Raw genomic sequence first — 26,185 nt, 5'->3', positions numbered from 1 at the left:
CTCGCGAGCTACCGCGGAAGGACTCATGTCACTGCATCGATTGACTTTCTCCCTTTCGCTCAACTCACGTCAACGCAGCAGGCGCCGCCGAAATAGTGCTGTCGACGCGAGAAATGGCAAGACCGCGTAAACACAGAGCGCACCTACGTGCAGGGCGGCACTGTCGGCGCCGCGCTCAAGCATCGTTGGACGAATAAGGTCGACCGAATGTGCGAGCGGCAACAAGCTGGCAAAATGCTGAAATGAGTCGGGCAGTTGGCTCGTCGGAAAGACCGCGCCACAGAGAAACACCATGGGCGTAAGGACGAGCGACTGGTAAAACACGAAGTAATCGTAAGTTGGCGCAAGAGATATGACGACCATTGCCAGGCTGGCGAAGACAAGGCCGGTAAGGGCGACTGTTGGTATCGCACAAAGAATGGACGACCAGGATGCATAACCCAGCGCGGCAGCGACAATCCCGATTGCTGTCCCGGCTAGAACGGACTTACTGGCCGCCCACACCAACTCACCTAGAACGATATCTCCGAGCGTGAGCTGTGTGAACAGAATTCCCTCCCAGGTGCGCTTGACACCCATCCTAGCAAAGGCCGCATACAGGGTTTCAAAGGTCGCTGATGTCATCGCGCTGATTGCGACCATACCAGCCGCCAGAAAGGCAATGTACGAAGTCCCCTCAACCCGTCCCACGATGAGTCCGAGGCCAAAGCCAAGGCCCAACAGATTGGTGATCGGGTCTGCGAGATTGCCGAGAATCGATGCCAGCGCGACTTTCCTCCATGCCAGGAAGTTTCGTCGCCATACCGCGATCCAGTTGTACGCGTTAGCCGGCATCAACGATGCATAACCTTCATCCATCGCTCATTTCTCCATCTCGCGCCCGGTCAACCGCAAGAACACGTCTTCGAGATTCGCGGGGCGCTGCAGTACGCGAAGGTCCGCTTGCCCGCGCAGGTGCACGCGCACTTGCTCCGGATATGGCGCGTAACAAAAGAGCGTCTCTCCACTCACTTCGATATGGCGCGCATAAGGCCTGATCAGCTCTCGAAGTTGATTGACATCACCGCCATAGATCTCGATCACGTTGCAGCCGATATGCTCGTCGATCAAGGCGTCTGGCTTGCCTTCGGCGATTTTGCATCCACTCTCAAGTACGCATAGCCGATCGCACAGGCGCTCGGCCTCTTCCATGAAGTGAGTGGTCAAGAGGATCGTCTTGCCACGCGCTAGCAGGGCCCGCAGGCGTTCCCACATCAGGTGGCGTGCATGCGGATCCAGCCCAGTGGTCGGCTCGTCCATGACGAGTAGATCTGGATCATTAATCAGGGCACGCGCCAGCGTCAGCCGCCGCTTCATGCCACCGGACAACTCGGAGACACGCACGTCCGCTTTGCTTTCAAGGCGCGCAAACTCAAGCAGCGAGGGTGCAACCGCCTCGATCCTGCGAGTGCTCATGCCGAAATAGCGGCCAAACACAAGCAGGTTCTCTCGCACAGTGAACTCGAGCTCAAGGTTGTCGAACTGCGGCACCACCCCGACGCGCACACGCGCCACACGCGCGCGGGAAGGCACAGGCTCATCGAGGACTGTAATCTTGCCTCCGTCGGGCGAAATCATGCCGAGGAGCATGCGCGCAATCGTACTCTTGCCAGCTCCATTCGGCCCAAGCAGTCCGAAGCACTCTCCGCGCGCAACCGAGAACGACAGGTCGTTGACGATAAGCTTGTCGCCAAATGACTTCTTTACACCGGCAAGGTCGATCGCCACAGTGGACATATTCATCTTAGGCTGACAGAAGTCGTTCCGTGGACGATGACTTCCTGGCGACCGTTTTGCTCCAGAGCATGCCCTCGCACCAAACATGGTCGACACGCCCCCATTGGCAAGCTGCCGCAGCGTCCGGAAAGAATCCTCGTCCGTGGAGGTTGGCGCTCGTGTTGCAGAGCAGCGGAATGCCCGTGAGTTGCTCAAATTCGACGAGAAGCGCGGCAATTTCGTGAGGAGAGTTGCGGGAAATTGTCTGCAGCCGCGCCGAGCCGTCAAGGTGGACCACCGCCGGGACCTTGTCGCGCCAATTCGCCCGGGTCTGGTGATCGAACAGCATGTAAGGATCTGGCGTGCCCGGGCTGAAGATCTCCGGCGCCCGATCCTCAAGACAGATCGGCGCCACTGGTCGGAAGTGCTCGCGACGTTTGATCTCGTTGAGATGATCCTTCATTGAAGGGCATGTTGGGGCTGCAAGAATGCTTCTACCTCCCAACGCCCGCGGCCCAAGTTCGGCGCACCCGGAAAGAAAGATGACGGGCTTATTGTCGGCAAGAATCGACGCAAGTTCACTCAGACTGCAAGGTGCGGCCTCCCAGTCCGGCGGAACCACGCTCTCCTGGAGGGCAGGACCACTGTAAACTGACCATTGCAATGGCCCGAAGCCATCCTGCGCTGCCATGGCTCCGCACGCCGCGCCGATTGCCGAGCCGCTGTCATTCGGAAACGGGGGCACCCAGACATCATCGAATAATCCCGTCGCGCGAAGCGCGCTGTTCCATTTGATATTGAGACCGCAACCTCCGGCGACACATAGATTTCGCGCTCCCGGAAGCGACGAATATCTCAGCAGAAGCAGCGCGATTTCCCTAACAAGAAGACGTTCCAGAAACACATGGAACGAGGCGAGGACGTCCTCCGCTCGCTTGGTGGCCAGGCGCAATGCGCTTGCCTCGAAGAACGCGTGCATAGCTGCAAGAGACGATTCCGCATTGTTGATGCCTTCGCGGTAGCGGCGAGCCTGCTCCGTGTCGGCCGCCAAGCGTGTTTCATAAAGCTCCTGAAACACTTCCACGATGCTTTCATCAACGGAGCCAAGAGCGATGTAAGCCATCAGCTTGCCGGCGATGCCCAGATCCCAATTGGAGCGGTTCGGCTGCCGGTATGGCCCGAAGTGAAGGCCCGCGGCAGCATAGGCGTGGCCAATCATCGGAAACAGCGATCCGATGAACCGAGCTCCGCGCGGTTCGACATAGTAAAGACGTGGAAAGATACAGCCATCCCATACCAGACAGAACGAGGGCTGTCCCTCGGCTGCAAAGGGACTGGTGCTATATGCCGACGCGACATGGCCTGTGACATGCGGGTAGCTCTTATATGGAAACTCCTTGCCTCCGAGGAGGAGGCCAACGCCGTCGACCGGATCAAGGAGGCCCTCAGCATGACGCTCGACATATGGGGCGCCTTTCAGCGCGACCTGCACCGCTCCGCTTAGGAGCTGGAACTGCGATTCACTCTCCCCGTCCCAGCCGTCAATGACGAACTGATCGATATCCCGCGGCTCCAGGCCATGCTCCGCCAAGGCGCGCACGACTGCATCGAGATTGTCGACGGACTGATAGCGTGGACTGTTGCCGCGCTTCTCTTGCTCAACACAAAAAAGAAGCCGCCCGTCTTCGACGACAGCAATTGCCCCGTCATGTGTCAGCTTTATTCCGCAGATGCGCATACGTCCTCCTGGCCTAATGACCGACGTTTGATTGTTCTGACAACGCGCCTGGCTTCCGAAACCGGACGATCAAGCAGTCTTCGTTTGCCGATCCGGTGCAGCAGTGCCGACGCTCGACCTCTGATAGGCTCTCGTTAAAGAGAGCGATCACAGTTTCGGCACCAGCAGCATGCCCCCAGAGTTGACATAGTTCATCACGCGCTGACCCGAAAATCAGAGTGCCACCTGGCGCAAGCATACTCACCAGGTTGCGGATAGCCGCATGCATCTCGCTCACGTCTTTGAGGTAGTAAAGAACCTCGGCCACGACAATCAAATCGAACTGCTCAGTGGTCGAGAACCGCTGAATGTCGCAGGTCACCCAAGTAATATGTGACCACTTACTGGTCCGCAGTCGCGCTCGCTCGATTGCCTGCGGCATGACATCCACAACGGTAAGTCGCTCGCATAGCGGCGCCAGCATCTCCGTGAATGCACCGGCTGCACATCCTACTTCGAGGGCAGACGCAGCATCTCCGTTGCCACACGACATCCGGAGCATTTGCGCGTATCGCTCCTGCTCGAACGAACTGCTGTCAAGGCGCCATGGGTCGTCGACAGCCAACTCTCGCTCTAATAGCTGATGGTTCGCGTCCAGATTCATGAGACGACCACTTATTTGTAGGCAGTCGAGCGTTCGCGACCGGAAACACTCTCCGTGGCCGCGAGGCCCCCTTTTTGAATGGCAGTATGAATGGCAGTAGGCCCCATCCCTACACTAGCCGCGCCTCGTCCGGCATTGGGGCGCAGGATGACACGCTGCTTCTCCTCTTCCGCCGGCACATTGGTAACTTTTCGGGATAGCCAATCGCTATTGCTCAATGTACAAAGCGCATAAGCCTTCAATGGTAGTAAAAGAAAGATATTGATCGGTGTGTGGAGCGAGAAGCCGATAAACCGCAAATCGCGGGCACGAAGCGCTGCCACACTGCACCGGACCATAGTCATTGCAGCAATCGTCAATCCCGTCCACCAGGGTATAGAGCCACCGATCACGAGCTGTGCAAGCGCAGTAAGTGTTGAAATGGCGAGGAGAAGTGGGCCGAGATTTTGCCCGATAACATCTAGGGTCAAATATCCATCGAGCTCTGGCAGCAGGCGCAATGCAAGAAACGTATCTCGAAAGGTACTGCGGGCCCAACGGAGCTGCTGACGCAGATATGGCCCAAGACTGTGCGGGACGACTGTGGCTGCTATCGCGTCTGGGACGTATTCGGTTCGAAACCCCGCCTTGAGCATGAGTATCGTTAGATGGCGGTCCTCGCCGAAATCACTCGGCTTCCCACGAAAGAATTGCGCTTCGTATTGATCAAGAAGCAAGGTGAGTGCGGAACGCCGATACATTGCACATGGGCCGCAGCAACACATGACGGCACCGAAGCGCGCCTGTGCCGCGCGCTCTTCGTTGCACGCGAGCCAATATTCCATATCGATCAGCCTGGTCAGCCAGGTCTGGTCGCGATTACTTGCTATGAGTTGACCCATCGCCGCACCGATTTCCGGGTCATGCATCTTTAATACAAGCTTTGTGACGACGTCGGCAGCAAGAATCGTGTCGGAATCGACGTTGAGAACCAGATCCCCGGATGAGCTGCGTATTGCGGCGATCTGCGCTTTGCGCTTTCCGACGTTGTTGGCCAACAAGATGATATTGAATCTCGGATCGTTGGCATATACCTGGTGTACAGGCGCGACCACGTCCCGGTTTGCAGACCCGTCATCGACCACATAGACCTGCATCTTTCCGGCGTAGTCTTGACTGGCAATCGACTCCAGACATTCGGCAAGCGTGTTTGGATTCTCGTTGAAGCACGGCACGATGACATCCACAGAGGGAAGGACCACCTCGGCTTGTCCGAGGCTGTCCTGTAGCGATGAGTTGATCGTCGGCTGGGCATAAAGCGCTTGCACGCTCTTATAGACAGTCGAGAGTAGCGCATAACTTGAAACAGCGGCAGCACTGGTTGTCGCGAGCAGGTCCATAGGGTGCCAGTTCTCGTTCAGTGGAGTTGAGGGAGTGGACGGATTACAAACCCGCGCCGTTGTAGTGCCGGAATCAGAGATGCCAGCGCCTTCGTGGTCTGATCACGCAGCGTTGTATCGGTGCACAGTCTCTCCTCATCGGGAGGATACCCGTCGTGCAGGAGCACAATTGCACCCGGGCGAACGTTCGCCAGCACCGAATTCACAATTGTATCAACACCAGGGCGGGACCAATCTCTCGGGTCGACCGACCAGTGCAGAGCCGTGAGACCAGCGCTCGCCGTCATTGCGAGCACCTGTTGCGTCCATATGCCGTAAGGCGCTCGCATATGCCTGGGCGAGGCCTTCGGGCACGCCAGACGGATCGCCTCGCTCGCGGTCAGCACTTCATCCTGTAGCTCCGCAGGTCCGCATCTGGATAGATCAGGATGGGTCATCGTATGGTTCGCAACCTCATGCCCTTCCGCAATCACTCGTCGGATGAGGTCAGGATGCTCAATCGCGTACGTGCCGATGACGAAGAATGTCGCCGGAACCCGATGTTGCGCCAGCACATCGAGCACCTCTGGCGTACAAAATGGGTTCGGCCCGTCATCAAAGGTCAAATAGACAGCTCGACTTCCGCTCACGTCAGCGTAGTCGCAGCGGACAGTGGATGGGGTGGAATGCTCTGTCACAACTCAGGCCCGTTCCGATCGATGAAAGTCCCGGCCGGCCATTCGCTTATCGAGCGTCCCAGCGGAAACACCACGACGACCACGTCCTCGAGGCGGGTCGGCGATAAATTGGGATAGACATCCGGCTGCGTGGAGCGGACGCGAATGCCATGCATCAGGGTGGCGAGCCCCTGCCTTTCGACCAGTCGCGTCATATGTCTCTCAAGCGCCGACCGAACCGTGCCAAAGCCGAATGGAACGCCAAGCTCCTGCAGTACTGGATACATCACGCGCATTGCCTGGCTTATTCCGAGCCCTTCGAGATCCGGACGCACCGCATACAACCCCAGTTCTGCTACGAGGAGATCGACTTCACTAACTTTGATGAAGCGACGTAGTAGCCCGAGATGGGCCGCTACCCCGCGCGCGTCGTAACCAATTGCACGGAGCTCCGGTCTTGCGCCGGCCCAACTTCGGCTTCCCTCAAAAGGCTGCGCATTGAACGCGCCCGTCGGCCCATAACTCTTGCGGAAGAACTCCGCGAGCTCGGCATGATCGGCGAGCCGCAGCTCGTTCTCCCAACGAAGGCTCCACTGCACTTGAGCGCGCGCAGAAGAGCGTTCCGCAGCCGGAGACACGGCAATGTTCATGGCAAGCTTCCTTGCGCCAGTGGAATTAGGAGCGAGACGGTCGGGTGAACTCGTTAGTCGCCGAACCGCCAATCAAAACTGAGATGCGCGGACTTGCTGTGTCGGACCTCGGCACCGCTCGCCTGCACAGCGCCGCTGGCCCATGCTCGCGAGGCAGCGAGCGCTCGGTTCGCGCTTCTCATCCGGCCAATGCCCTGCGTGCTATATATCGGAAGATGCCCACGATGCGATTCGACTAGCCAGAACCTGTCTGCAGCAAAGAGCTTTTGCGCCTCCTGTCGTATCGATGTCCGCCGCTTTGATCTCTGAGGGCAGGCCACCGACGCGCAGCCCTCATCGACGGCGCTTCGGAGCGGCATCAGATCAAACTGGCTATCATACATCTTCGACACGCCCCGAATGCACTGGACAGGCGAGCCATTTGGAAAGGCGCCTGGAATTCTTGGCATCCGCAATCTGCGCCTGCCGCTATTCCCACACCCTAGAATGAGACTGAACGCGCGCTCAACTGTACGCGAGTAAACCCCAAATATGGAAACGGATGAAATCCGCATACCAACGTTTATCAGGCTCCGCTTAGCGTCGAAACGAGCGCGCTTCGCACGGAGAAGCAACACGGCTCGCACGCCGCGCGTATAGACGCCCATGAAACGGATGGGGCGGTGCGCTCGCACGTCTACGCGCTTTTCTCTGAGCTCACCTAAACGACGATAAACCATTGTGGTGTGCCTAATTACTTTTTCAAACTTCAGTTTGCTATCCAACATCCCGCAATTTGGTAAAATCGATTGTTTCGATAGAACACATCCACACGATGGATAGACTGACAACATGCGGTTCAAAGGACTCGATCTAAATCTTCTCGTTGCGCTCGACGCCGTGATGACGGAACGCAACCTCACAGCGGCGGCTCGCAAAATTAACCTGAGCCAGCCGGCTATGAGCGCTGCGATCGCACGGCTGCGCACCTATTTCCGCGATGAACTATTTACTATGAGAGGTCGCGAGCTCGTCCCGACACCTGGCGCGGAGGCGCTTGCAGGTCCGGTTCGCGAGGCCCTGCTGCACATCCAACTCTCAATCATATCACGCGACGCGTTCGACCCGACTCAGTCGAGTCGACGCTTCAGGGTCATTCTTTCAGATTTCATGACGATCGTTTTCTTCCGTAGAGTTGTGGACCGCATGGCACAAGAAGCTCCCGCCGTGCGGTTCGAATTGCTGCCATTTTCCGATGAACCCGATGAGCTGCTCCGTCGGGGCGAAGTCGACTTTCTCATTCTGCCGGAACTGTTCATGTCGAGTGCGCACCCTAAGGCGACGCTGTTCGAGGAGACTCTCGTGTGCGTGGGATGCCGGGCGAACAAGCAGCTATCCCGACAGCTTACGTTCGAGAAATACATCTCGATGGGGCACGTTACTGCCAAGTTCGGACGAGCACTGAGACCGAACCTCGAAGAATGGTTTTTGCTTGAGCACGGTCTGAGGAGACGAATTGAGGTCGTCGTGCAGGGCTTTAGCCTGATTCCGCCCATATTGTTAGACACGAACCGTATCGGCACGATGCCCTTACGACTGGCGAGACACTTCGAAAAGCGGATGCCACTGCGGATCATCGAACCGCCTCTGCCCCTACCCATATTCACAGAGGCCGTGCAGTGGCCCTCGTTCCACAATACCGATCCCGCGAGCATCTGGATGCGGCGAATATTGCTCGAGGAGGCATCCAACATGGCATCTGGTGAGCAAACGCCTCCAACTCGCAGGCGCTGTTAGGCTGTCAAGCGACGTCCGGATTTGACCCCCCAGCGACATGAGGAAGTGACCCCCTTGTTGTTTGCAGGACTGTAGCAAGCCGCTCGCGAAGCGCGCCCGTCATAGCGCTGTAGCGAGCGAGCGGCTTGCTTCACGACTTCTTCTCCGACTTGGCTTCTGGTGCAGCGGGCTTCTGCAGCAGTCCGCTGCGGCGCTTCTCCTTCAAGCGATAGCTGTCACCGCGGATCGTGATGACGTGATGTGGTGCAGCAGACGATCAAGGATCGCGGTGGCGACCACGGGGTCGCTGAAGACCGAGCCCCACTCGCCGAGGCTGCGGTTGCTGGTAAGCAGGATCGCGCCTCTCTCATAGCGACGGCTAACGAGCTGGAAGAACAGATGCGCGGCATTGGGCTCAAAGGGCAGATACCCGAGCTCGTCGATGATCAGGAGCTTTGGCTTGGCAAATTGCGCGAGTCGCTCCTCGAGCCGCCCTTCGCTGTGACCTTTAGCAAGCTGCGCAACAACAGTCGTGGCTGCGACGAAAACTGAACGGAATGCCCAGCCAGGATTGCTTCGCGGCCAAGAGCGACCGCAAGATGCGTCTTGCCAACGCCAGGCGGTCCAAGCAGCAGCACATTCTCGCCATTGGCAACCCAGCGGGCGCTCGCAAGCTCGCGTATCTGCTTGGGATCCACCGAGGGCTGGGCCGAGAAGTCGAAGCCCGACAGATCGCGAACGAACGGGAAGCGAGCAAGTTTGAGCGTCATCTCGACGCGCCGCTCATCCTTGCGGGCGATCTCGCGCTCGCACAGCAGCACCAGGGTCTCGCGTAGGCTTAGCTCTTGCCGGCCTGCTTCATCCAGCAATCCATCCAGCTGGTCGCGGACAGCCGTCAGCTTCAGACGCGTCAGCATATCGCTAAGGGGCTTGGAGACAATGGCTCGCATCAGAAGCCCCCTCCCACAATCGCTTCATACTCCCCGAGCGGCCGCAGCAGCGTCGGCGATGGCAGCGCGACAGGCGATAACGCGAGCTCGCCAGCACGGCTCGGTTTAAAGCCAGTCAGGCCCTCAAAGTGTTTAGGGTTGACGACGCGACGGCGCCGACCAACACAGATCGGATGAACGGCCACCTCATGGATCCCGTGATGGATGCGCACCGCGCCATCGACGATCGTGGCTCTCACCGTCTCGCCGATCAGCCGCCATGGCACAGAGTAGGCATTGCCATCGATCTCGACCGCGCAGTCGGCCTGCACGCGACGGATCAGTTCACGTGCGGCCTGGAAGGGCGGCCTCCCGGCTATGGGCTTCAGCGCATGCGCCTCAGCGCGCCTGAAGCGCTCAATCGGTGCTTCGCCCGTCGTGCCATGCTGGCGTAGATCGGCGATCTCCCGTGTCCAAGCCTCGAGGTGCGCCTCAAAGGCCTCCCAGCTCCGGAAGGTGCGGCCGGCGACCGCGTTCCGCTTGACGTAGCCGACGCCATTCTCGGTCTTGCCCTTGGTGCGGGCTCGATATGGCGCGCAGGCCCGTGGCCGGAAGCCCTAGTGCTTGGCAAACGCGGTCAGCTTGTCATTGAACACGACGGTGCGCGTCGCGGCATCATGTTCCACGACTAGCGCACGCGCATTGTCGAACAGCACCTCCTCGGGCACGCCGCCAAACTTCACGAAGGCGCTTTCCAAGCCATCGAACCAGCTCTCTCGCCGTTCGTTGCGGAATGCCCTGACATGGTGCCGGCGCGAGTAACCCAACGTGGCGACGAACAGGTGGGCGCGAACCTTGCTACCGCCGATCTCGACCAGCCGCTCGCCAAAATCGATCTGCAGCTGTTTGCCGGGCGGTGTCTCGAACCGCACCGTCGCACGCGCCTCGGCCGCAAGCTCCTGGCGATAGCGCTGGACGGCCCGCTCGACCGTGCGCAGGCTGACGATGATGCCTTTCTCGGCTGCCAGCTCCTGGCGGATCACGTCGGCATTGCCGTGGTGCTGCCGCAGGCGCTCCTTGAGCCAGATCTCCTGGCCATCGAGCGCCTTTTTGCGGTGCGGCTGCCGATACGGCGTCCAGCCGCCGGCCGCCACGTAGTCCTTCACCGTGTTGCGGCTAATCCCGAGCTCCCGGGCAATCCGTTTACTACCCCACCCCAGCTCGTTGAGCCGGAGTATCGCCGAAACCTCGTCCGGCTCCAGCATGGCCTCCCTCCGCGGATCTTTGAACCGCAGAGGACCTGAACTGAGTCGCTGCATAAAACCCCCGTTCTGACCGTGTCGCGAGGGGGTCAATTCCTCGTGTCGTCAGGGGGTCAATTCTCCATGTCGCCCGACAGTTAGGCTTACCGCAAGCTGCGACTCCGAAGATCCCAAGCACGCTATGGGCCCTTCGACGTGCTCGGTCCCTTTCCTCGCTTCCGCGTCTCCTGGTCGTCTCCTGGGGAGACACTGCCACGACCTCACAATGCAGCGATCCGTTGCGAAGACTTTTCCAGTTGTAAGCGAGGTGACTTCCCAGGTGTGGTTTGATGGTCTTGCGCTGCATTCCCCTGGCACTATCGCGGATAGAACACGCCTCCATCACAAATGTTTAGCTTGGCTAATAAAATGGCTTGAATCGCACATTGCGTCAGGTTGTAGGTTGACCGTCGCGACTAGCGCTGCAGGACGCAGCCCTCGACGGAGCGCTTTGGGGAGCTCACGGCGCTCACGGACGCTGGGATGATCTGCCATCAGCGAGCTGAACGGACCAGCTACGTGGTCGGCCGAAACCGGCGAGACGGATCAGCTTGGAGGGTCCTTAAGCTTTCCCGCCGCGGCCGATCGGCTTACCGCTTGCTCTCCATTCTTGTGGTCATTTCGCGACTTCCTTATCGTGATGGCAGGGTTGAGCCGATGTCCATTCGGGCGAGCCAGGACGATTGCTCCAGATGGAGCCGCCACCGGACGTTTTTTCGCAGCAAGGACGTTTGCGCCGGATAAGAAGAGATGCGTTTCAAAGGTCTGGATCTAAATCTTCTCGTCGCGCTGGATGCTCTGATAACTGAGCGCAATCTCACCTCAGCGGCACGCAGGATCAATCTCAGTCAGCCGGCCATGAGCGCAGCCGTTGCCCGGTTGCGCTCATATTTTGGCGATGAACTGTTTGGGATGAGGGGGCGCGAACTTGTCTTGACCTCGCGCGCGGAAGGGCTCGCAGCCCCTGTACGACAGGCTCTGGTGCACATCGAACTCTCAGTTATTGCGCGAGACGTGTTCGATCCAGCTCGATCGAGCCGGCGATTCAGGATCGCCCTTCCTGATTTCATAACAGTTGTATTCTTAAGAAATGTCGTGGAGCGCGTCACGCGAGAAGCTCCCACCGTCAGCTTCGAACTGGCAGCGCCGACCGTTGAGCACGAGGAGCTCCTCCGCCGGGGCGAAGTCGATTTTGTTATCCTGCCAGATTCTCTCATGTCCAGCGCGCACCCCAGGGCGGCCCTATTCGAGGAGAGACTCGTCTGCGTAGGTTGCTGCACGAACAGGGAATTACAACGCGGGCTTACATTCGATCGATATATGTCGATGGGTCACGTTGCAGTTAAGCACGGAGGTGCGCCCCACACGCCAAGTGAGCAATCATTTTTAATCGATCTCAGCCCTACTCGGCGCATCGACATTCTCGTGCAAAGCTTCAGCATGATCCCGCCCCTCCTTGTTGGGACGCACCGCATAGGCACGATGCCATTAGGGCTCGTGAGGCATTTCCAAAAGACCATGCCTCTTCAGATTGTCGAGCTTCCGGATCCATTCCCCGTCTTCACTGAAGCGGTTCAATGGCCCGCAATTCACAACAATGACCCGGAAAGCCTGTGGATACGGGAAATATTGTTCCAGGAGGCCACGCGCATGGCAACTGCACAAGAGCACCCCGTGACCAGCACTCCGGAAGGAGCGGGCAGTGCCGGGAAGTTCGCACAATCCGTCTCGCCGTTGCCGTAAGGATGTTCGTGAAGTCTACGAACTTCACACTCCAACACTTGTCTCGACCCACACAATTGCACCTGCCTGGCTTGCTCTCCCTGTCGCGGATAAAGACCCTCCGGGCGCGCGGTTCATGAGACGTTCTTGATTTCTTTCGCGCGTTGGCGTTAGGCGCGATGTCACAACCGCAGAGTGTTGGTCTGACTTTAGAGACGGAGACGGAGCAGCACGTTCGCGCTTAGGCCAGGCGTTAAAGTTACAACCGCGACCGCCAAGCGCGTCTCTCGATAAGGCAGGACCGGCACGGGCTCCTGTCGTCAACGCTCCGAGTTAGTAGTTGCTCCCGATGGATGGAGGCGATCGGCCTATTTGGCGTCGCAACAAAATGCGTCGTGAGCATAGAGGGCGTCGAGCATACATATCGCGCGGCTCTGCCGCGCTGCCAAAGCAAGCATCGCGCTCGCGTGTGGCCCTATGGCATCACTCTACAGTACACCGCTTCTCCCTCGCTCTGCGCCGCAGGTATGACTTCTTTTGGCCCTACCGCAGCCAAACGTCTTGACGACGTGCGCTGCCCTGGACGCAATTCAAACAAGGAGCTGAAGGTTGAAGCTATGCAGCAGCGTGTTCGATCCAGAAGAGCTTTCTGCCCTCGGACGACTTTATGATAGCGCCGTCGACGCGCTACCCCCATCGATGCGGAGTCAAGAAAATCGTACGGCAATCGCCAAGCTCATCCTGGAGCGTACAGCGGCTGGCGAGGCTCAACTGGCATGCCTGTCGAAGTTGTTGATCACCCTTTCCCCCCAGGGTTGATCCGCCGCCATTCTAAGGATAGTCACCACTCTCGCGCTGGAATGGAAGACGATTCAGCTGGAGCTTAGAAGGCCGCTTGAATCATACGTGACGTCAGGTTGTAGGCTTCAAAATTGAACAACATGAACAGACCTACACCAAGAAGGCGCCGATTGCGCATTGGCGAACTTGCAGAGGCGACCGGAGTAACGGTACGCACGCTGCACCATTATGAGCACACAGGACTCCTAGCAGCCACAGAGCGTACTGACGGCGGCCACCGGATGTATGACCGGGATAGCGTGCAGCGGGTTCACCAGATTCGCGCGCTGCGTGAGCTTGGCTTCTCACTCGTCGAGATCCGTAAAGCCATGGAGGGCACGACCTCTCTCACGGACCTGCTGCGCAAACATCTAGAGCGCATAGAACTTCAAGTCGCTCGAGCAACTCTGTTGCGCGACCGTTTGCGCAACATGACAATCGACGGCGAGGCGCAAGTAAGTGTGGATGAGCTGCCTGCCACTCTGAATGCCATGTCGCGAGTCGAGACGCGTAGTCAAACGTCCCCATGCATCTGCAATTTGGCGTCAGAGCGCGAGGACCGGTGGCGGCGAATCCGTGACGACCTTCGCGATTGCATGGATCGGAGCGAGCACCCTTGCGGTGAGCGCGCAAAGGCTGTCGCGGTTGCGGCACGCTCGCTGATCAGCGAAATCGCCGGTGCCGATTCACGCGTTTCGATGATCCTGAAGGTACTTGCACGACTGAGCGCCCCCCGCGCTCTGGCTGGTTGGGATCCCTGCCTAATGCAATATCTCGATCTTGCCCTTGGTGGGTTGGAGGATCAGCCGTACTGACCCGTTCATGGCCGTTTCCACACGTCGGTTGACGGTAACCTGACAACGCTAGGTTGATTGGCCGCTCTCTGATGCGGGCTGAAAACTTTATGGGCTTAAGCGGACAGATGGTCATAGCCCGCCGATGCGCGCTCCTGATGCACCCATGCCCCTCAAACCCGCTTGATCCGCACGTAACGTCAAATTGTAGACTCTAGGGAAATTGGAAGCTGGTCGAGCCAACGCACGGTTGGCTTGGAGCAGCCTTGACCTGCATGAGTGTCTGATCACAACCACTTGGGATCACTTCAGTGAGCATTGAAGGCTATACAATTGCAAATACGCAGCGCGCTTCTGTTGCAAGTGCGGCGATTCTCTTCTGCGCTCTCGCCGCCCCGCTTGCGCGCGGTTCTGAAGTAAAGATCGCCGTGGCTGGCCCAATGACTGGAAGCAGCGCCGCGTTCGGCGCGCAAATGCGCGATGGTGCAGCTGCGGCGGTTGAGGACTTGAACGCTTCGGGCCTACTTCCGGATAATGCCAAAGTTATATTGAGGGTCGCTGACGACGCCTGCGACCCAAGGCAAGCTGTCGCAGTTGCGAATAAGCTCGCGACAGAGCGCGTCCTGTTGGTGGTTGGCCATTTTTGTTCCTCTTCGTCGATCCCGGCCTCCGACATCTACGCTGAAGCAGGCATCGTTCAGGTGTCACCAGGCTCGTCAACTCCTCAGCTAACAGAGCGCGGCCTTGAGACTGTCTTTCGGATCTGCGGTCGCGACGATCAACAGGGGACCGTTGCCGCCGAGTACATTCACGTGAACCATCCCAACGAGAACATCGCGGTGATCGACGACAAGAGCACTGCTGGAAAGGGCATTGCTGACGTGGTTGAAGCCCAGCTTCATCGACTCGGACGACAAGTCAGTAGGCAAAGCTATGTTGCAGGTGAACGGGATTTCAGAGCGCTGGTCTCAAGAATGAAAAAGGATCGAGTGCGCGTCGCCTATATCGGCGGCTATCATACCGAAATCGGATTGTTTGTGCGCCAGGCATCAGATGCAAAAGCAGACTTCATAGTCATGGCAAACGATCCGCTGATGACCTCTGAATTCTGGGCGATTACCGGCAGCGCTGGGAATGGCACATTGTTTACCTTCATGCCCAATCCCGCCGGGAGTGCCAAGGCGGCCGGCGTTGTCGCCGGACTCAAAGCTTCCGGCCTGTCCGGTGAAGGCTACACGCTATACGCCTATGCAGCTGTGCAAGCCTGGGCAGAGGCGGTGAACCGGAGCGGCTCCTTCCATGCTACGCGGGTCGCCAGCGCACTTCGTTCATGGCCGGTCGACACCGTGATTGGCCCGGTCCGGTTCGACAAAAAGGGAGACAACTCGGCTTCTGGATTTTTGGTTTACCGCTGGCGCGACGGCCATGTTGAACGTGTCAAGCAGTACTGATTGGCACGCACCGCCGGCTCCAAACGCAAAGTATCACGAATGACGAGACGCCCTCAGAACGTTATCGCAGCGATACTCGCTAGCTCTTTTATACTTGCTGCTTTCGGAGCGTTTTTCGCGTTCGCTGCGGCGCTCGCAGAGCTAGCTAGGGTCGAGCTGACGGAGGTGCTACGTCCGATGATAGACAAATAGCAGCCCCGTTGTCCTGATCCGTCCGGCAGCACAGGACCGCTGAGCGGTCGACTACAGCTCTGGCGGGTCTGAAGGCATGACCAGCCGGATCGCCATTGACGCATTCTCCTGTACCGATCATATCGCGCAAGCTCGGATCCACGCAGGGAACAGAGAGCGGGACGGCATGAAGCAATCAGGACCCATTACATAGGCTATAGCCGGGTATTGCGGGTAACCACAGCTGGTGGATCGTCGGCGCCGAGATTGCATGTCTGTCTCCTCGGCTCGGGACTACTGCAGAGCTTCTTCGGCTCCATTTCAAAGCTATTCGCAACGTGCAGCCCTGCGACTTTTTCTTTGTCAACCATGATCGGTGATCAACGGATCAGCAACCCTGCCCGACATCCCTTATGCTGTGAGCCCAGACCGCGGGAAAAACCAGTTAACCGGCTCCCATGAAGGCGGTGAGGCTGCTCGCGGGCGCTATCAACGAACTGGATGCATCCCATCAACACTTTCGATTTTACTCATTCAACCCAAACACCGCATAAGTCGACGCCGGATTACGGAAAGAACAGTCCACGAATGTCTCGTGACAATGGCTCTTTGCAGGTTGGTCGCAGCTCAATTCGCGTCTGTCGTGGCTGCATCACGCAATGTTTGACAGCGAAACACGCGGGGCACCAATGCAGTGCGATGAGCAACCGCAGGCGGGCGCGCAATCTATCACGTTGTCGTCTCTCGCCTTTGCCATGATACTCGGCGGCTCCAGGAAAACAGCTTTCACGCGCACTGTTCGGCGAAGGTAAATGCGTCCGCAGCATAGAACTTGGGCAGGTGAACTGTCCTTTGCACCGGTGCGGGCCGGACTACTCGCTCTGACCAGGCCGATAGCATCAACAATCCAGCCGTGTCGACGCGGCTCCAAGCAAGGCAGTACAATCACCTGTGTGACCCCGACTGGAGTCACTGCAGCTATCCGACGCGCTGGACGGCTCGATCACCCTCCAATAGACTTCCGGGCCACTTACAACGCTTGTCGGCTTTTCCATATTCGCTCACTTCGCCTTTGCAATCCTGTCGCGGGAGATGTGTGCCGCCCTGTTTGGGGACCGTGCGCACCTCCGGTGCAGCAGCGATTCGTCGGCCGACGCATCCGGCATCTGGCGAACGGGAAAAGATACCCTTATTCCGCCTGTCTTGCATTTCACCATTTTGGAGAAATTCCGTGAAACTTGACCCTTCCAATTCACGCATACAGGATCTCGAGGATCGCATCGACCTGCAACTCGACATCGTGGCCGCGCTCATGCGCGAAGAAGGCAACGAGCTCGAAGCGATCCGACTGCTCAATGCACTCATAGGCCAAATGATTACGGCGGAGCTGGAGCTCGGCCAGCGTGGTGATACGAGCACCGATGACGGGCGAATGCGACTGTCGCGAGACCGTGGCGTTTACCACCCCGAGGACCTTCATTTTTTGGGACGCCTCTTCGATCAGACTGTGGCGGCACTACCGGCAGCGCTACGAACTTCCGTCAATCGAATGACGATCGCCAAGCTGATTTTTTCACGTGCGGCGGCGGACTGAACTTTCATTTGTCTTTTTCTGGGTTGACGGCGCTGACCGAACGTTTATCGCTGGACTGACAATCGTGCCAATGTCGTCCGCACCAGATCGAGGGTATGCGGCTTATGGGCTCCCCGTCCATAAGCGGGTCGCTTCCGCTGGCTTTCTATATCGCAACTGCTCGTGACGACGTTCGAGAGCAGGCTCGCTTTATCTCGCGCCGCGGACGACACAGTTACGTTCGATCTAGCAAGACCTTGCTGTTCCTCGACGCCTGTGGCCACCAAGAGCTGATAGCGCGGAAGCGCAACCCAACACATACGTTCGAGACACCGGACGGCTATCGCCGCTTCCGACCGCTCCGTGCGCCGACCTTCGAACTCGCTACATGTATCAGATACGATTCCCCAAGCAGCCCTAGGGGATGTGGTGCTTCTTCTTCCGATCAAGGTCTACCAGATGAGGTAGCTACGACATGTTGGATGTGTGGTACCCTTCAAAGCTAATGCTCGGAACAGCGCGATCAGCCACTCCGCACGTTAGCAATCTTTCCGCGAGGCACCCCGATATTGTCCGCCGCGCACTGGTGGCGCTGAGACGCGGCGCGCACCACCTGTTCGTATCCGAGAACCTCACATAGCTTTCCGAGATCACAATATTGCGGTTGGGCCGCTCACGTCCGGTTAGTCGTGACTGGCTTAGCGCGGATCTTCCGTTTGCAGGAAGAATATCCACAATTTATTGTCGACACCAATCAACAGCGCACTACGGTAAAGAAGCGCGCTAGAATCCCTGCTCGTTTCACTCCTTTCAGAATTATTCGACTGCGCCTGGCAATACGACATTCGGTCATCCGACTTTCAACAACGATCTATAAACTTCCCTGAAGCACCGAGAGCAGCTCGATCGGGGGTCTGCACGCTGATGTCTTGCTTGCTACACGTCACGAAATCTCGGTTAGCTTTTGGGACGTTACTCCCTTGTGTCAGGATGTCGAGGAGTGTTTTAGATGGATCAGTTTTCTTCCGACCAAGTGCAGGTGCCAGATGCTGTCGTGAGCGTCGCATTTGACAAGGCTTGGGGCTTCGTCGAGAAGGATCCCTTGCTGGCACATAATCTGAAGGCCGTCCTTCATAGACGATTGCGCACTTACCTTGAGTGTTCGATAAGAAAAGGCGAACGGAATACTCTGAATCTGGCAAACGAGGCGATACGCAACTTGCGTGCTGAACTCGCGCCGTCGACGGAGCAATGAGCGCTTGCAGCCGTACCGCTGGGAGCGTCTGGCTTGGTAAACGCATCTAACGGGTCTATGCGATAGACAAATCGGGTCAGAGCGTGGTCGAGCAGACCTTCCTCTACTGAGGCTCTGCCCGGCGCGCCCGTAATCAAGGCCTTCATTACCGATCTGTCTGAGCCGTCAGCATGCACGAAGTGTGTAAGCGCGGCCTCGGTTTGCCGGTTTGCAACAGAAGGAGCCAAGCACCTCCCAACTTTGCAGTCGCATCGACGTCATCATGAACGGCTCGTGTCCAAAGAAGGGCCCCGCGAGGCACCACTGCCGGGCCGCAGCGTCTCGATGGATGTGGAGCAGCGGCATTTTGCGCGCTCCGCAATCTAACGCCGCGTACGATTGGACACATTTCTTTCCAAGACATGTTGTGCGGCAGTTACAGCAATTCGCGTTCATATTGTTAAACGCACGGCGCCGGGGGGCACCGAAAGGAAACGACACTCGAATGAAAAACATTCTGATTCTGACTGCAACCATCGGCGCACTCGTTGCCGCCGCTCCCTCCTTCGGCACGGACCTGGCCGGGCAGCCTGTCAAGGTCAAAGCGGCACCGCTGCCTGCCGCGGCCCCGATTACCGATTGGTCCGGCTACTATATCGGTGCAAATGGCGGCTGGGGAACGAGCCACAATTGCTGGGATTTTAATGGCGCCACTCCCGAGGGCTGCCATAATTCGACTGGCGGGACCATTGGTGGCCAGATTGGCTATCGTTGGCACATCTTCAACATGGTCTACGGCATCGAAGGTCAGGGCAACTGGGCCGACTTCAACGGCTCCAATATCAGCACCGCCTTTCCGGCAAACACCGTTGGCACCACAACAGATGCATTCGGTCTACTCACGGGCCATATCGGCTACGCGTTCAATGCCGTGCTCCTGTACGGCAAGGGTGGTGCTGCGGTGACCAGCAACACCTATCAGATCAACTCAGTGGCTACTGGCACCGAGATTGGCAAAAGCAGCGATGTGCGTTGGGGTGGCGTGCTGGGCGCCGGTGCCGAAGTCAGCCTCACGCCGAACTGGTCAGCTGGCGTCGAGTATAACCACTTCTTCATGCAGCGCAGCAACATCAGCTTCCCAGCGGCTCTTGGTACGGATCGCGTCCACCAGGATGTCGATCTCATCACGGCACGGCTCAATTACAAGTTTGGCTCGCCCTTTGCTAGATAGAGACCTCTACGCGGTTGCGTGAATCGGAACCCCGGCCTGCGGTCGGGGTTCTTTCGCGAGTTGATCCCACAAAAACGGCAATCATGACATTGGTAGGGAAGGCGACAGCACCATTTGCGAAGCCGGGACACGAGGTGACTTACAGCAAGAAATGCAGCTTACCTCGGCGGCCCCTCGAGTCCGGCCCTCTCAAGGCCAAAAGCGCAGCCCTATTCAAGCCCAGTCAAGTACAAAGTTCGGCAGTTGATGGGACGGTCTACACACGACACTCATTGAGGACCTTGACCTGACTGCAGCTCCGGCCACGCCATCCCCACTTAAGCCCCCTTGCGGAAACACAACAAGGCCGCACCTGATGCACAACTTATGAAAGGCTCGGTGGAAACGGCGAAGATCGTCGCCAAGATCGTTGAGGCATGATTTCTCTGCTCTTCGCGATCATCTCGCTGCTCTGTACGAGCGTTGGCGAGGCGCGTGGTACTGCATTTCTAATAACTTTCATTGGTATGCCACCGCATTGTACAACAGAGGTCGGGTGGGGCACCCACTTTCGGCTGATCAAGCGGTTGCGGCAATCTCCTCGACACCTGGGTAGGCTCAGCTCGCATTCGCGCAAGAGCATCTGCAGGCTCGATTGGTCTACCGAACCACAAACTTCCTCGATCCATTGTGAATGGACTGGAATACCAGGATGCGAACGCATTCATGCAATGAAAAGGCGCAAGATCTCCCCTCCCCGGTCCTGCATAGACGGCTCGAGCTCGCAGCATCGAGAACATAGTGACTGGATGGTCGACGCCTGACCAGGCGGCCTATGTGACACTGAGAGCTGCAGGTGCATCACATCGACGCGAATGAAGGCTAACGGAGTAGATGCGCGATCTGGCGCCGATCGATAGCTGCAAAGGCTATGTTCGAAAGAATACAACCTAGCTGGTCACGCAGAATAGACCATTGCAGATAGTGTTACGTCTGATGCATCTGGCCAGAATTCGCTTTGCCATCAGCAGAACGTCCACAGTCGTTGTGAGTTGGTGAGCTGCATTAGACAGCAACGAGACGCCGCCAAACCAAGGCGCCCCGACGCACTCGGCCGGGGGGCTGAAAGTGCGCCGGGTTCGCCCCAACATCATCAGTACATCCGTGATGATGCTTGTGGCAATGAGACAAGCAGCGTGGCGGAATTGAGGCTTATGCGTTCGATACTAGAGATCAAAGCGAGTTTTCGTCGGCTGCGCCGACGGACTTGAATCGCACGTCGCGTCACGTTGTACTATCGCGCTCCTCTCACTCTTATCCAGCAAGTAACTTGTCTTGCGTGGCACGCCGGCCTTTGACGGGAGGCATCCGTTGAACCCTGTGAGCAATCAAATCGGCCTTTGTTTGGAAAAACCGGTTTGAAAATCTGCGGCAAGCTCAGCTGCTTCTGGTGAGAGCTGCAATCCCTGTTTTCGTCGCAAAAATCACTAGCCCTCAGCGAATGCGGAAACGACGTGCCCTTGTATGAGCGATTGAACGCTGCGCAGGCTCGTCGGACACGACTAGCCGCTTCGAGCGTGCCCGCACGAGAAATTCATATCCTAAACGTTCAGATAGCCGCCAACGAGCGACTCTCACTCCCTCACCCTGCCCCTAAGCCGCGTTTGCAGTAGCGTCGAAAACGGGACCAGATCTCAGAAACCAATAGGCGGGTTTGACATATCGCAAAGACATTAGAGAGGGTATTCGTCAGCTTTATGCTGGCCTGAGCATTGGAAAGTTAGGACTTGCAGACCTCCCTTCTGAACAAGTATTGCGATGCTCGCCTGCCTTGGTACACCATCTATCCAACCGTACGGGATTTCTCCGCGATGGTCGGTGCCGAGACTTGTGAGACATGGCTGAGGCGACTGCCGCCCGATGAGCCCGTATCGCTCTACATCCACGTTCCGTTCTGTCGCTCTATCTGTTGGTATTGCGGCTTCCCTACAAGCCTCACTCGCAGCGAGCGACCGGTCCGCAATTACTTGGCAGCGTTGCGAGAGGAGATAGGCTTGGTCGCAGAGCAAGTGCCGCGCGCTCTGCCGGTGAGCGACGTGCATTTCGGCGGCGGGACGCCGACCACCATTGCACCGAGCGACTTTCTCGCCTTGATGGAACTCCTGCGGCACTGCTTTGCGTTCAGAAAATCACCTACCATCGCCATAGAAATCGATCCGCGTGGGATCACGCCCGAGATGGTCGAAACGTTACAATCGGCCGGGATCAACCGCGCAAGCATCGGCGTGCAAAGCTTCGATCCTATAGTTCAAAGGTCGGTCAACCGCCTGCAGAGCGAGGTGCTAACGGCTTCTGTCGTCGAAAGTCTACGCCAGCATGGGATAAGCCGCATCAATTTCGACCTTCTCTTCGGACTACCGCATCAAACGGTGCGGTCCTGCGTGGACTCAGCGCGGACAGCTCTGGCCATGCGGCCAGACCGGCTTGCGGTTTTCGGCTATGCTCATGTCCCCTCCTATATGAAACGTCAGCGCCATCTCGATGAGACGGCGCTGCCGGACAATATTGCCCGCGCTGAGCAAGCCGCGGCCATTGCAAATACCCTGGTCTCGGCCGGCTACCACCAGATCGGGCTCGACCATTTCGCCCTGCCCAACGACGAGCTCGCCCTGGCGGAGAAAGCTGGTGGACTGCGCCGCAACTCCCTCGGTTATTCGGCTGATACCTGCAAAACCGTAATCGGCTTAGGTCCGTCCGCGATCGGCCGTTTGCGTGAGGGTTACGTCCAGAACGAGATCGCGACCACTTCCTATTACGAACACGTTCGGGCCGGCCGCTTGGCAACCTCAAAAGGCTATTGGCTGTCGGCCGAAGATCGCCTCCGCGCCGCAATCATCGAGCGTCTAATGTGCGATTTGCAGGCCGACATACCAGCGATCTGTGCTGCTCACGGATTTGATCCGATTCCTCTTCTCAATTCTGCAGGCCGGCTGGGAATGCTTGCCGAAGACGGGATAGTGGACATTGAAGAGGGTTTAATTCGTGTCAAGCAGGAGCATCGGTTTGTCGTTCGTGCAGTTGCTGCCGCATTCGACACTTATCTCGACCGTACCCCTATTAGCTAAGCCACGCATGTGAGCAGATTCTAAACATCTAAGCTCTTCGCGAGGGAATGATCCGAAGAGGCGCCTCCGACAGACAGGCCAGATTTCGAGGATGGAGCGGCGGTGTTCGATATAGCCTCAAATCGCCGAGGGCTGATCAGAAGAGAGCTGATTGAAGAGAGGAGCGCAGCGGATTCCGCCGCTCCGGCCCCCTCGATCGGTTGCGCGGAAGGGCCCGGCCTTTAGCCGCGCCGGAGTGGCAAGTCCGGGCGCTCGTCTCAATAGCCTTGCCGAACGCTTGGGCTGCGGACGGCTCTACAAGGATGGACGGGCGGGCGGCTCTTGCTTGGTCTTGGTGGGAAGTGCTGCACGCATGGCGGCCATCACTCGCCCGGCGCGATGGCATTGCTCGGCGTCGGCCGGTCGGTGATCTGCTGGCCGAACAGGCTGCCGATCAGCTCGACCGCCGTGCGCGCGGTCCGACCGCGTTCGTCCAGGAACGGATTGAGCTCGACGATGTCGACCGATCTGACCACGCCGGAATCGTGCAGCAGCTCCATGATCAGGTGCGCCTCGCGATAGGTGGCACCACCCGGCACGGTGGTGCCGACGCCCGGCGCCACGCAGGGGTCGAGGAAATCGACATCGAAGCTGACATGCAGCACGCCATTGCTGGCCTTGACGCGCTCGATGACGCGGCGGATCAGGACGGCGACGCCGAACTCGTCGATCTGGCGCATGTCGACGATCCTGATCCGGCGTGAGCGCATCAACTCCTTTTCCAGCTTGTCGATCGACCGCGCGCCGAACAGATCGAGTTTGTCCGGGAGAATCGAAGCGCGCGGATCGTCGCCGAGCAGGCCGTCGAGGCCGGGCTCGCCGCACAGGAACGCGGCTGACATGCCATGCATGTTCGCGGTGATCGTCGTCTCCGGCGTGTTGTAATCGGCATGGGCGTCGAGCCAGAGCACGAACAGTTCGCGGCCGCGCTCCTGCCAATGACGCGCCATGGCATTGACCGACCCCATCGACAGCGTGTGATCGCCGCCGAGAAAGATCGGCAGCGCACCGGTCGTCGCGATCTCATAGCCTCTGCGGCTCAGGACGCGGGTCCAGCGCTGGATTTCGCGGTAATGATTGGCCTTTTCGGGCGGCCTGTCGGTGAGGTCCCGGACTTCGGCTACGGACAGATCGCCATAATCGACGACCTCGAAATCAAGGCTTTCCAGCAATGTCGCAAGGCCGGCGGTGCGCAGCGCCGCGGGCCCCATCAAGGTGCCGCGTTGCGAAGCCCCCATGTCGATGGGAGCACCGAGCAAGGCAATGCGCCGGGCTCGATCCGTCATGGTCCGATCGGTCACGGCTGCCTCCTGGCATCAGCAAGGTTGACCCAGCGCGGATAGCCAAAGGTGCCGGCTTCGATCATCACGCCTGGAGGTCGCGCCCTTGAGCACGGAGATACCGCAATCCACGTCCCAACCCGGCATGGCCGAGCGTCGCCGCTAAATTCGGTGGCCGATGAGTATATGGTCAAGGTATCCTACCAACGAAGAAAGATCCCTGCTTCATCTAACCACTTTCTGATGTAGTGTTCAGGAGCGCCGACCCGACCGATTTTGGTGTAGATCACAGAGCCGTTGACCCAAAAGCGATACATAGGATGTCCAGCTTTACCGGACCAAGAGGGCGCGATAGTGGCGCAAGTAATCCCGTGCCATTCGCTCTGCCGTGAAGCGCTCTTCGAAGCGCGCGCGGACGCGCCCTCGATCGATTTGCCCAAGCCGCGACACAGCCTCAATTGCTTCGTCCTCGTTGGACGATGAAGCCTGTCACCTCTTCCTCGATAATCTCGGGCACCGAACCGGACCGGTAAGCAATGGCTGGCGTTCCGCAGGCCATCGCCTCGATCATCACCAATCCAAACGGCTCGGACCACCTGATTGGGAAGAGCAAAGCAGCGGCTCCTGGAAGGAACGGCTGTTTCGAATCGTCATCTACCTCGCCGACGAGCAGGATCTGTTTGCCGTCAATCTGAGGCTCTATCTTCTCTCTGAAATACCCACTTTCGGCGCGACGGACCTTGGCGGCAATCCGAAGCGGCATCCTGGCGGCGAGCGCGATGCGGATCGCATCTTCGGGGCCTTTTTCGGCGGTCAAGCGCCCGAGAAACGCCAGGTACGATCCGGCAGCAAATGAGGCGCCGAACTGGTGGAGGGGCAGACCGTGATACACCGTTCCGCACCAGTTTGCGCTGGCGAGCGCAATGCGCTGATTATCCGAGATGGATGCGAAGCAAGCTTCTGGAAACTTGCTGGTCACGGCCGGCAATCCCGGCAGATCCAGCTGGCCGTGCATCGTCGTGATAAATGGCACTCCTGCGCGATAGAGGATGGGCAGATGTAGCCAGTCGATGTGAGCGTGAATCACGTCGAACTGGTCTGCGCAATCCTAAACTGCTTCCAGTTGGGCAGCCAAAGCCGCGTTCGGGTCTGAGCGTGGTCGCCCAAGGCGAAGTGCTTTTGGCCAGACCGGAAAAAGTGTGGCGGGGGTCCCGGAATCGCCGCTCGCAAAGAGGGTGACATCCTGCCCGAGTTCGACGAGTGCATCGACGAGCCAGGCGACCACTCTTTCCGTTCCACCATAGAGCTTTGGTGGGACGCTTTCGGCGAGCGAAGCAATCTGAGCTATCTTCATCAGTAACTCCCACATGGCGCTTGCTGCCCGCGGCAGACCGACGAGATTCAGTCAAGGGCCCGGCGAAGGTCGCGTATATCCGTCGGAGTGCGCTCATTCGTCGACTCGAAACCAGCGATATCCGTAGCCGTCGAGTTCGATCGTCGAGTCCTCGCAGGGCTTGAGTACACGCGATTGCCGAACAGATCGATCAAGTTGTGCGCTGAAACGACGAGGACAAGCGGCGTCACCAAAACTGCAAGACTCCGTCTTGCGACATCACAAACTTCATCCGGCACACGCCACATAGGCACAACGGCTGAGCGGCCGAGCCGGAATGGCCGATTGGATCAGCTATCATTGCAAACTGTTCAACTCCCAATTCCGGCGGGTTGTTTGAGATGACGGATACATGGCAAGCGTGATCAACGAACGCCGCGCACGTCAAGGGACTCGGATGCAACACAGATTTTGCCGTGAGAGCCGCGGTAACAGAGCCAGCAACCTGCTCGCGGGTAGGCGGCGAAGTTGCTCGATGGCTGATTCCTCCGGCCTCCTGGGCCATCAGGTTAGACCTTGTGGTGTGATTGCCGGACGCGCAAATTCA

At 58.2% G+C, this 26,185-nt stretch carries 16 protein-coding genes and 3 pseudogenes; 8 read left to right on the top strand and 11 right to left on the bottom strand.

Annotated elements, in window-relative coordinates; all coding sequences use genetic code 11:
• Positions 1–69: 69 nt before the first annotated feature.
• The 7 genes from I6F12_RS11240 to I6F12_RS11210 are packed head-to-tail and all read right to left on the bottom strand — an operon-like array spanning position 70 to position 6,821.
• Positions 70–858, bottom strand: coding sequence for an ABC transporter permease (locus I6F12_RS11240; RefSeq protein ID WP_036015439.1), 789 nt, complete (start codon positions 856–858; stop codon positions 70–72).
• A gap of 3 nt (positions 859–861) precedes the next feature.
• On the bottom strand, positions 862–1,782 hold the full coding sequence (gene nodI / locus I6F12_RS11235) for a nodulation factor ABC transporter ATP-binding protein NodI (RefSeq protein ID WP_225156252.1): 921 nt from the start codon (positions 1,780–1,782) through the stop codon (positions 862–864).
• A 1-nt stretch (position 1,783) separates the two neighbouring features.
• Positions 1,784–3,493: a nodulation protein NodU gene (nodU, locus tag I6F12_RS11230; protein ID WP_225156251.1), complete on the bottom strand. Its 1,710-nt coding sequence runs from the start codon at positions 3,491–3,493 to the stop codon at positions 1,784–1,786.
• A 13-nt stretch (positions 3,494–3,506) separates the two neighbouring features.
• Positions 3,507–4,136 carry a nodulation methyltransferase NodS gene (gene nodS, locus I6F12_RS11225; RefSeq protein WP_225156250.1) on the bottom strand — a complete coding sequence of 210 codons (630 nt, stop codon included), beginning with the start codon at positions 4,134–4,136 and terminating at the stop codon, positions 3,507–3,509.
• A gap of 11 nt (positions 4,137–4,147) precedes the next feature.
• Positions 4,148–5,515, bottom strand: a complete 1,368-nt coding sequence (gene nodC, locus I6F12_RS11220; RefSeq protein WP_225126380.1) for a chitooligosaccharide synthase NodC — start codon at positions 5,513–5,515, stop codon at positions 4,148–4,150.
• Between the two features lie 17 nt (positions 5,516–5,532).
• Entirely contained in the window at positions 5,533–6,192 is a 660-nt protein-coding gene (gene nodB, locus I6F12_RS11215; protein ID WP_036015442.1) for a chitooligosaccharide deacetylase NodB, read from the bottom strand.
• Positions 6,189–6,821 carry a NodA family N-acyltransferase gene (locus I6F12_RS11210; RefSeq protein WP_225137345.1) on the bottom strand — a complete coding sequence of 211 codons (633 nt, stop codon included), beginning with the start codon at positions 6,819–6,821 and terminating at the stop codon, positions 6,189–6,191. Before I6F12_RS11210 ends, nodB begins: the two co-directional genes overlap by 4 nt.
• 831 nt (positions 6,822–7,652) lie before the next feature.
• Between I6F12_RS11210 and nodD1 the strand changes: the two genes are divergently transcribed.
• On the top strand, positions 7,653–8,597 hold the full coding sequence (gene nodD1, locus I6F12_RS11205) for a transcriptional regulator NodD1 (protein WP_225137343.1): 945 nt from the start codon (positions 7,653–7,655) through the stop codon (positions 8,595–8,597).
• Between the two features lie 201 nt (positions 8,598–8,798).
• On the opposite strand, the pseudogene istB reads toward nodD1, so the two are convergent.
• Positions 8,799–9,493, bottom strand: a pseudogene (gene istB / locus I6F12_RS11200) (IS21-like element helper ATPase IstB).
• Between the two features lie 32 nt (positions 9,494–9,525).
• A pseudogene (gene istA, locus I6F12_RS11195) lies at positions 9,526–10,824 on the bottom strand (IS21 family transposase).
• A gap of 732 nt (positions 10,825–11,556) precedes the next feature.
• Here istA and nodD2 point away from each other — a divergent pair.
• From nodD2 to hemN, 7 genes are all read left to right on the top strand, one after another.
• Positions 11,557–12,549 (top strand): transcriptional regulator NodD2, encoded by a 993-nt coding sequence (nodD2, locus tag I6F12_RS11190; protein WP_225156249.1) that lies wholly within the window; start codon positions 11,557–11,559, stop codon positions 12,547–12,549.
• Positions 12,550–13,469: 920 nt separating this feature from the next.
• The gene (locus I6F12_RS11185) at positions 13,470–14,183 is read left to right on the top strand and encodes a MerR family transcriptional regulator (RefSeq protein ID WP_345944170.1); all 714 of its coding nucleotides are present in this window, start codon (positions 13,470–13,472) and stop codon (positions 14,181–14,183) included.
• A gap of 290 nt (positions 14,184–14,473) precedes the next feature.
• Positions 14,474–15,613 carry a branched-chain amino acid ABC transporter substrate-binding protein gene (locus I6F12_RS11180; protein WP_225156247.1) on the top strand — a complete coding sequence of 380 codons (1,140 nt, stop codon included), beginning with the start codon at positions 14,474–14,476 and terminating at the stop codon, positions 15,611–15,613.
• Between the two features lie 1,402 nt (positions 15,614–17,015).
• Positions 17,016–17,378, top strand: coding sequence for a NolY (locus I6F12_RS11175; RefSeq protein WP_081493935.1), 363 nt, complete (start codon positions 17,016–17,018; stop codon positions 17,376–17,378).
• Positions 17,379–18,366: 988 nt separating this feature from the next.
• Positions 18,367–18,612: a hypothetical protein gene (locus I6F12_RS11170; protein ID WP_036030671.1), complete on the top strand. Its 246-nt coding sequence runs from the start codon at positions 18,367–18,369 to the stop codon at positions 18,610–18,612.
• A 484-nt stretch (positions 18,613–19,096) separates the two neighbouring features.
• Positions 19,097–19,822, top strand: a complete 726-nt coding sequence (locus I6F12_RS11165; protein ID WP_225126357.1) for an outer membrane beta-barrel protein — start codon at positions 19,097–19,099, stop codon at positions 19,820–19,822.
• Positions 19,823–21,588: 1,766 nt separating this feature from the next.
• A complete protein-coding gene (hemN, locus tag I6F12_RS11160; RefSeq protein WP_225156246.1) occupies positions 21,589–22,926 on the top strand; it encodes an oxygen-independent coproporphyrinogen III oxidase in 1,338 nt (445 codons plus the stop codon).
• A gap of 362 nt (positions 22,927–23,288) precedes the next feature.
• Here the strand turns inward: hemN and rocF are convergent, their stop codons facing one another.
• Together rocF and I6F12_RS11150 are read right to left on the bottom strand one after the other, a co-directional pair.
• On the bottom strand, positions 23,289–24,266 hold the full coding sequence (gene rocF, locus I6F12_RS11155) for an arginase (protein WP_225156245.1): 978 nt from the start codon (positions 24,264–24,266) through the stop codon (positions 23,289–23,291).
• 309 nt (positions 24,267–24,575) lie between these two features.
• Positions 24,576–25,599, bottom strand: a pseudogene (locus tag I6F12_RS11150) (glycosyltransferase family 4 protein).
• Between the last annotated feature and the right edge of the window lie 586 nt (positions 25,600–26,185).

This window comes from Bradyrhizobium sp. IC4059, assembly GCF_020193615.1.
Taxonomy (GTDB): Bacteria; Pseudomonadota; Alphaproteobacteria; order Rhizobiales; family Xanthobacteraceae; genus Bradyrhizobium; species Bradyrhizobium yuanmingense.
Note: the sequence above shows the minus strand (reverse complement) of the source record. Positions and strands in the feature narration are given on the sequence as shown.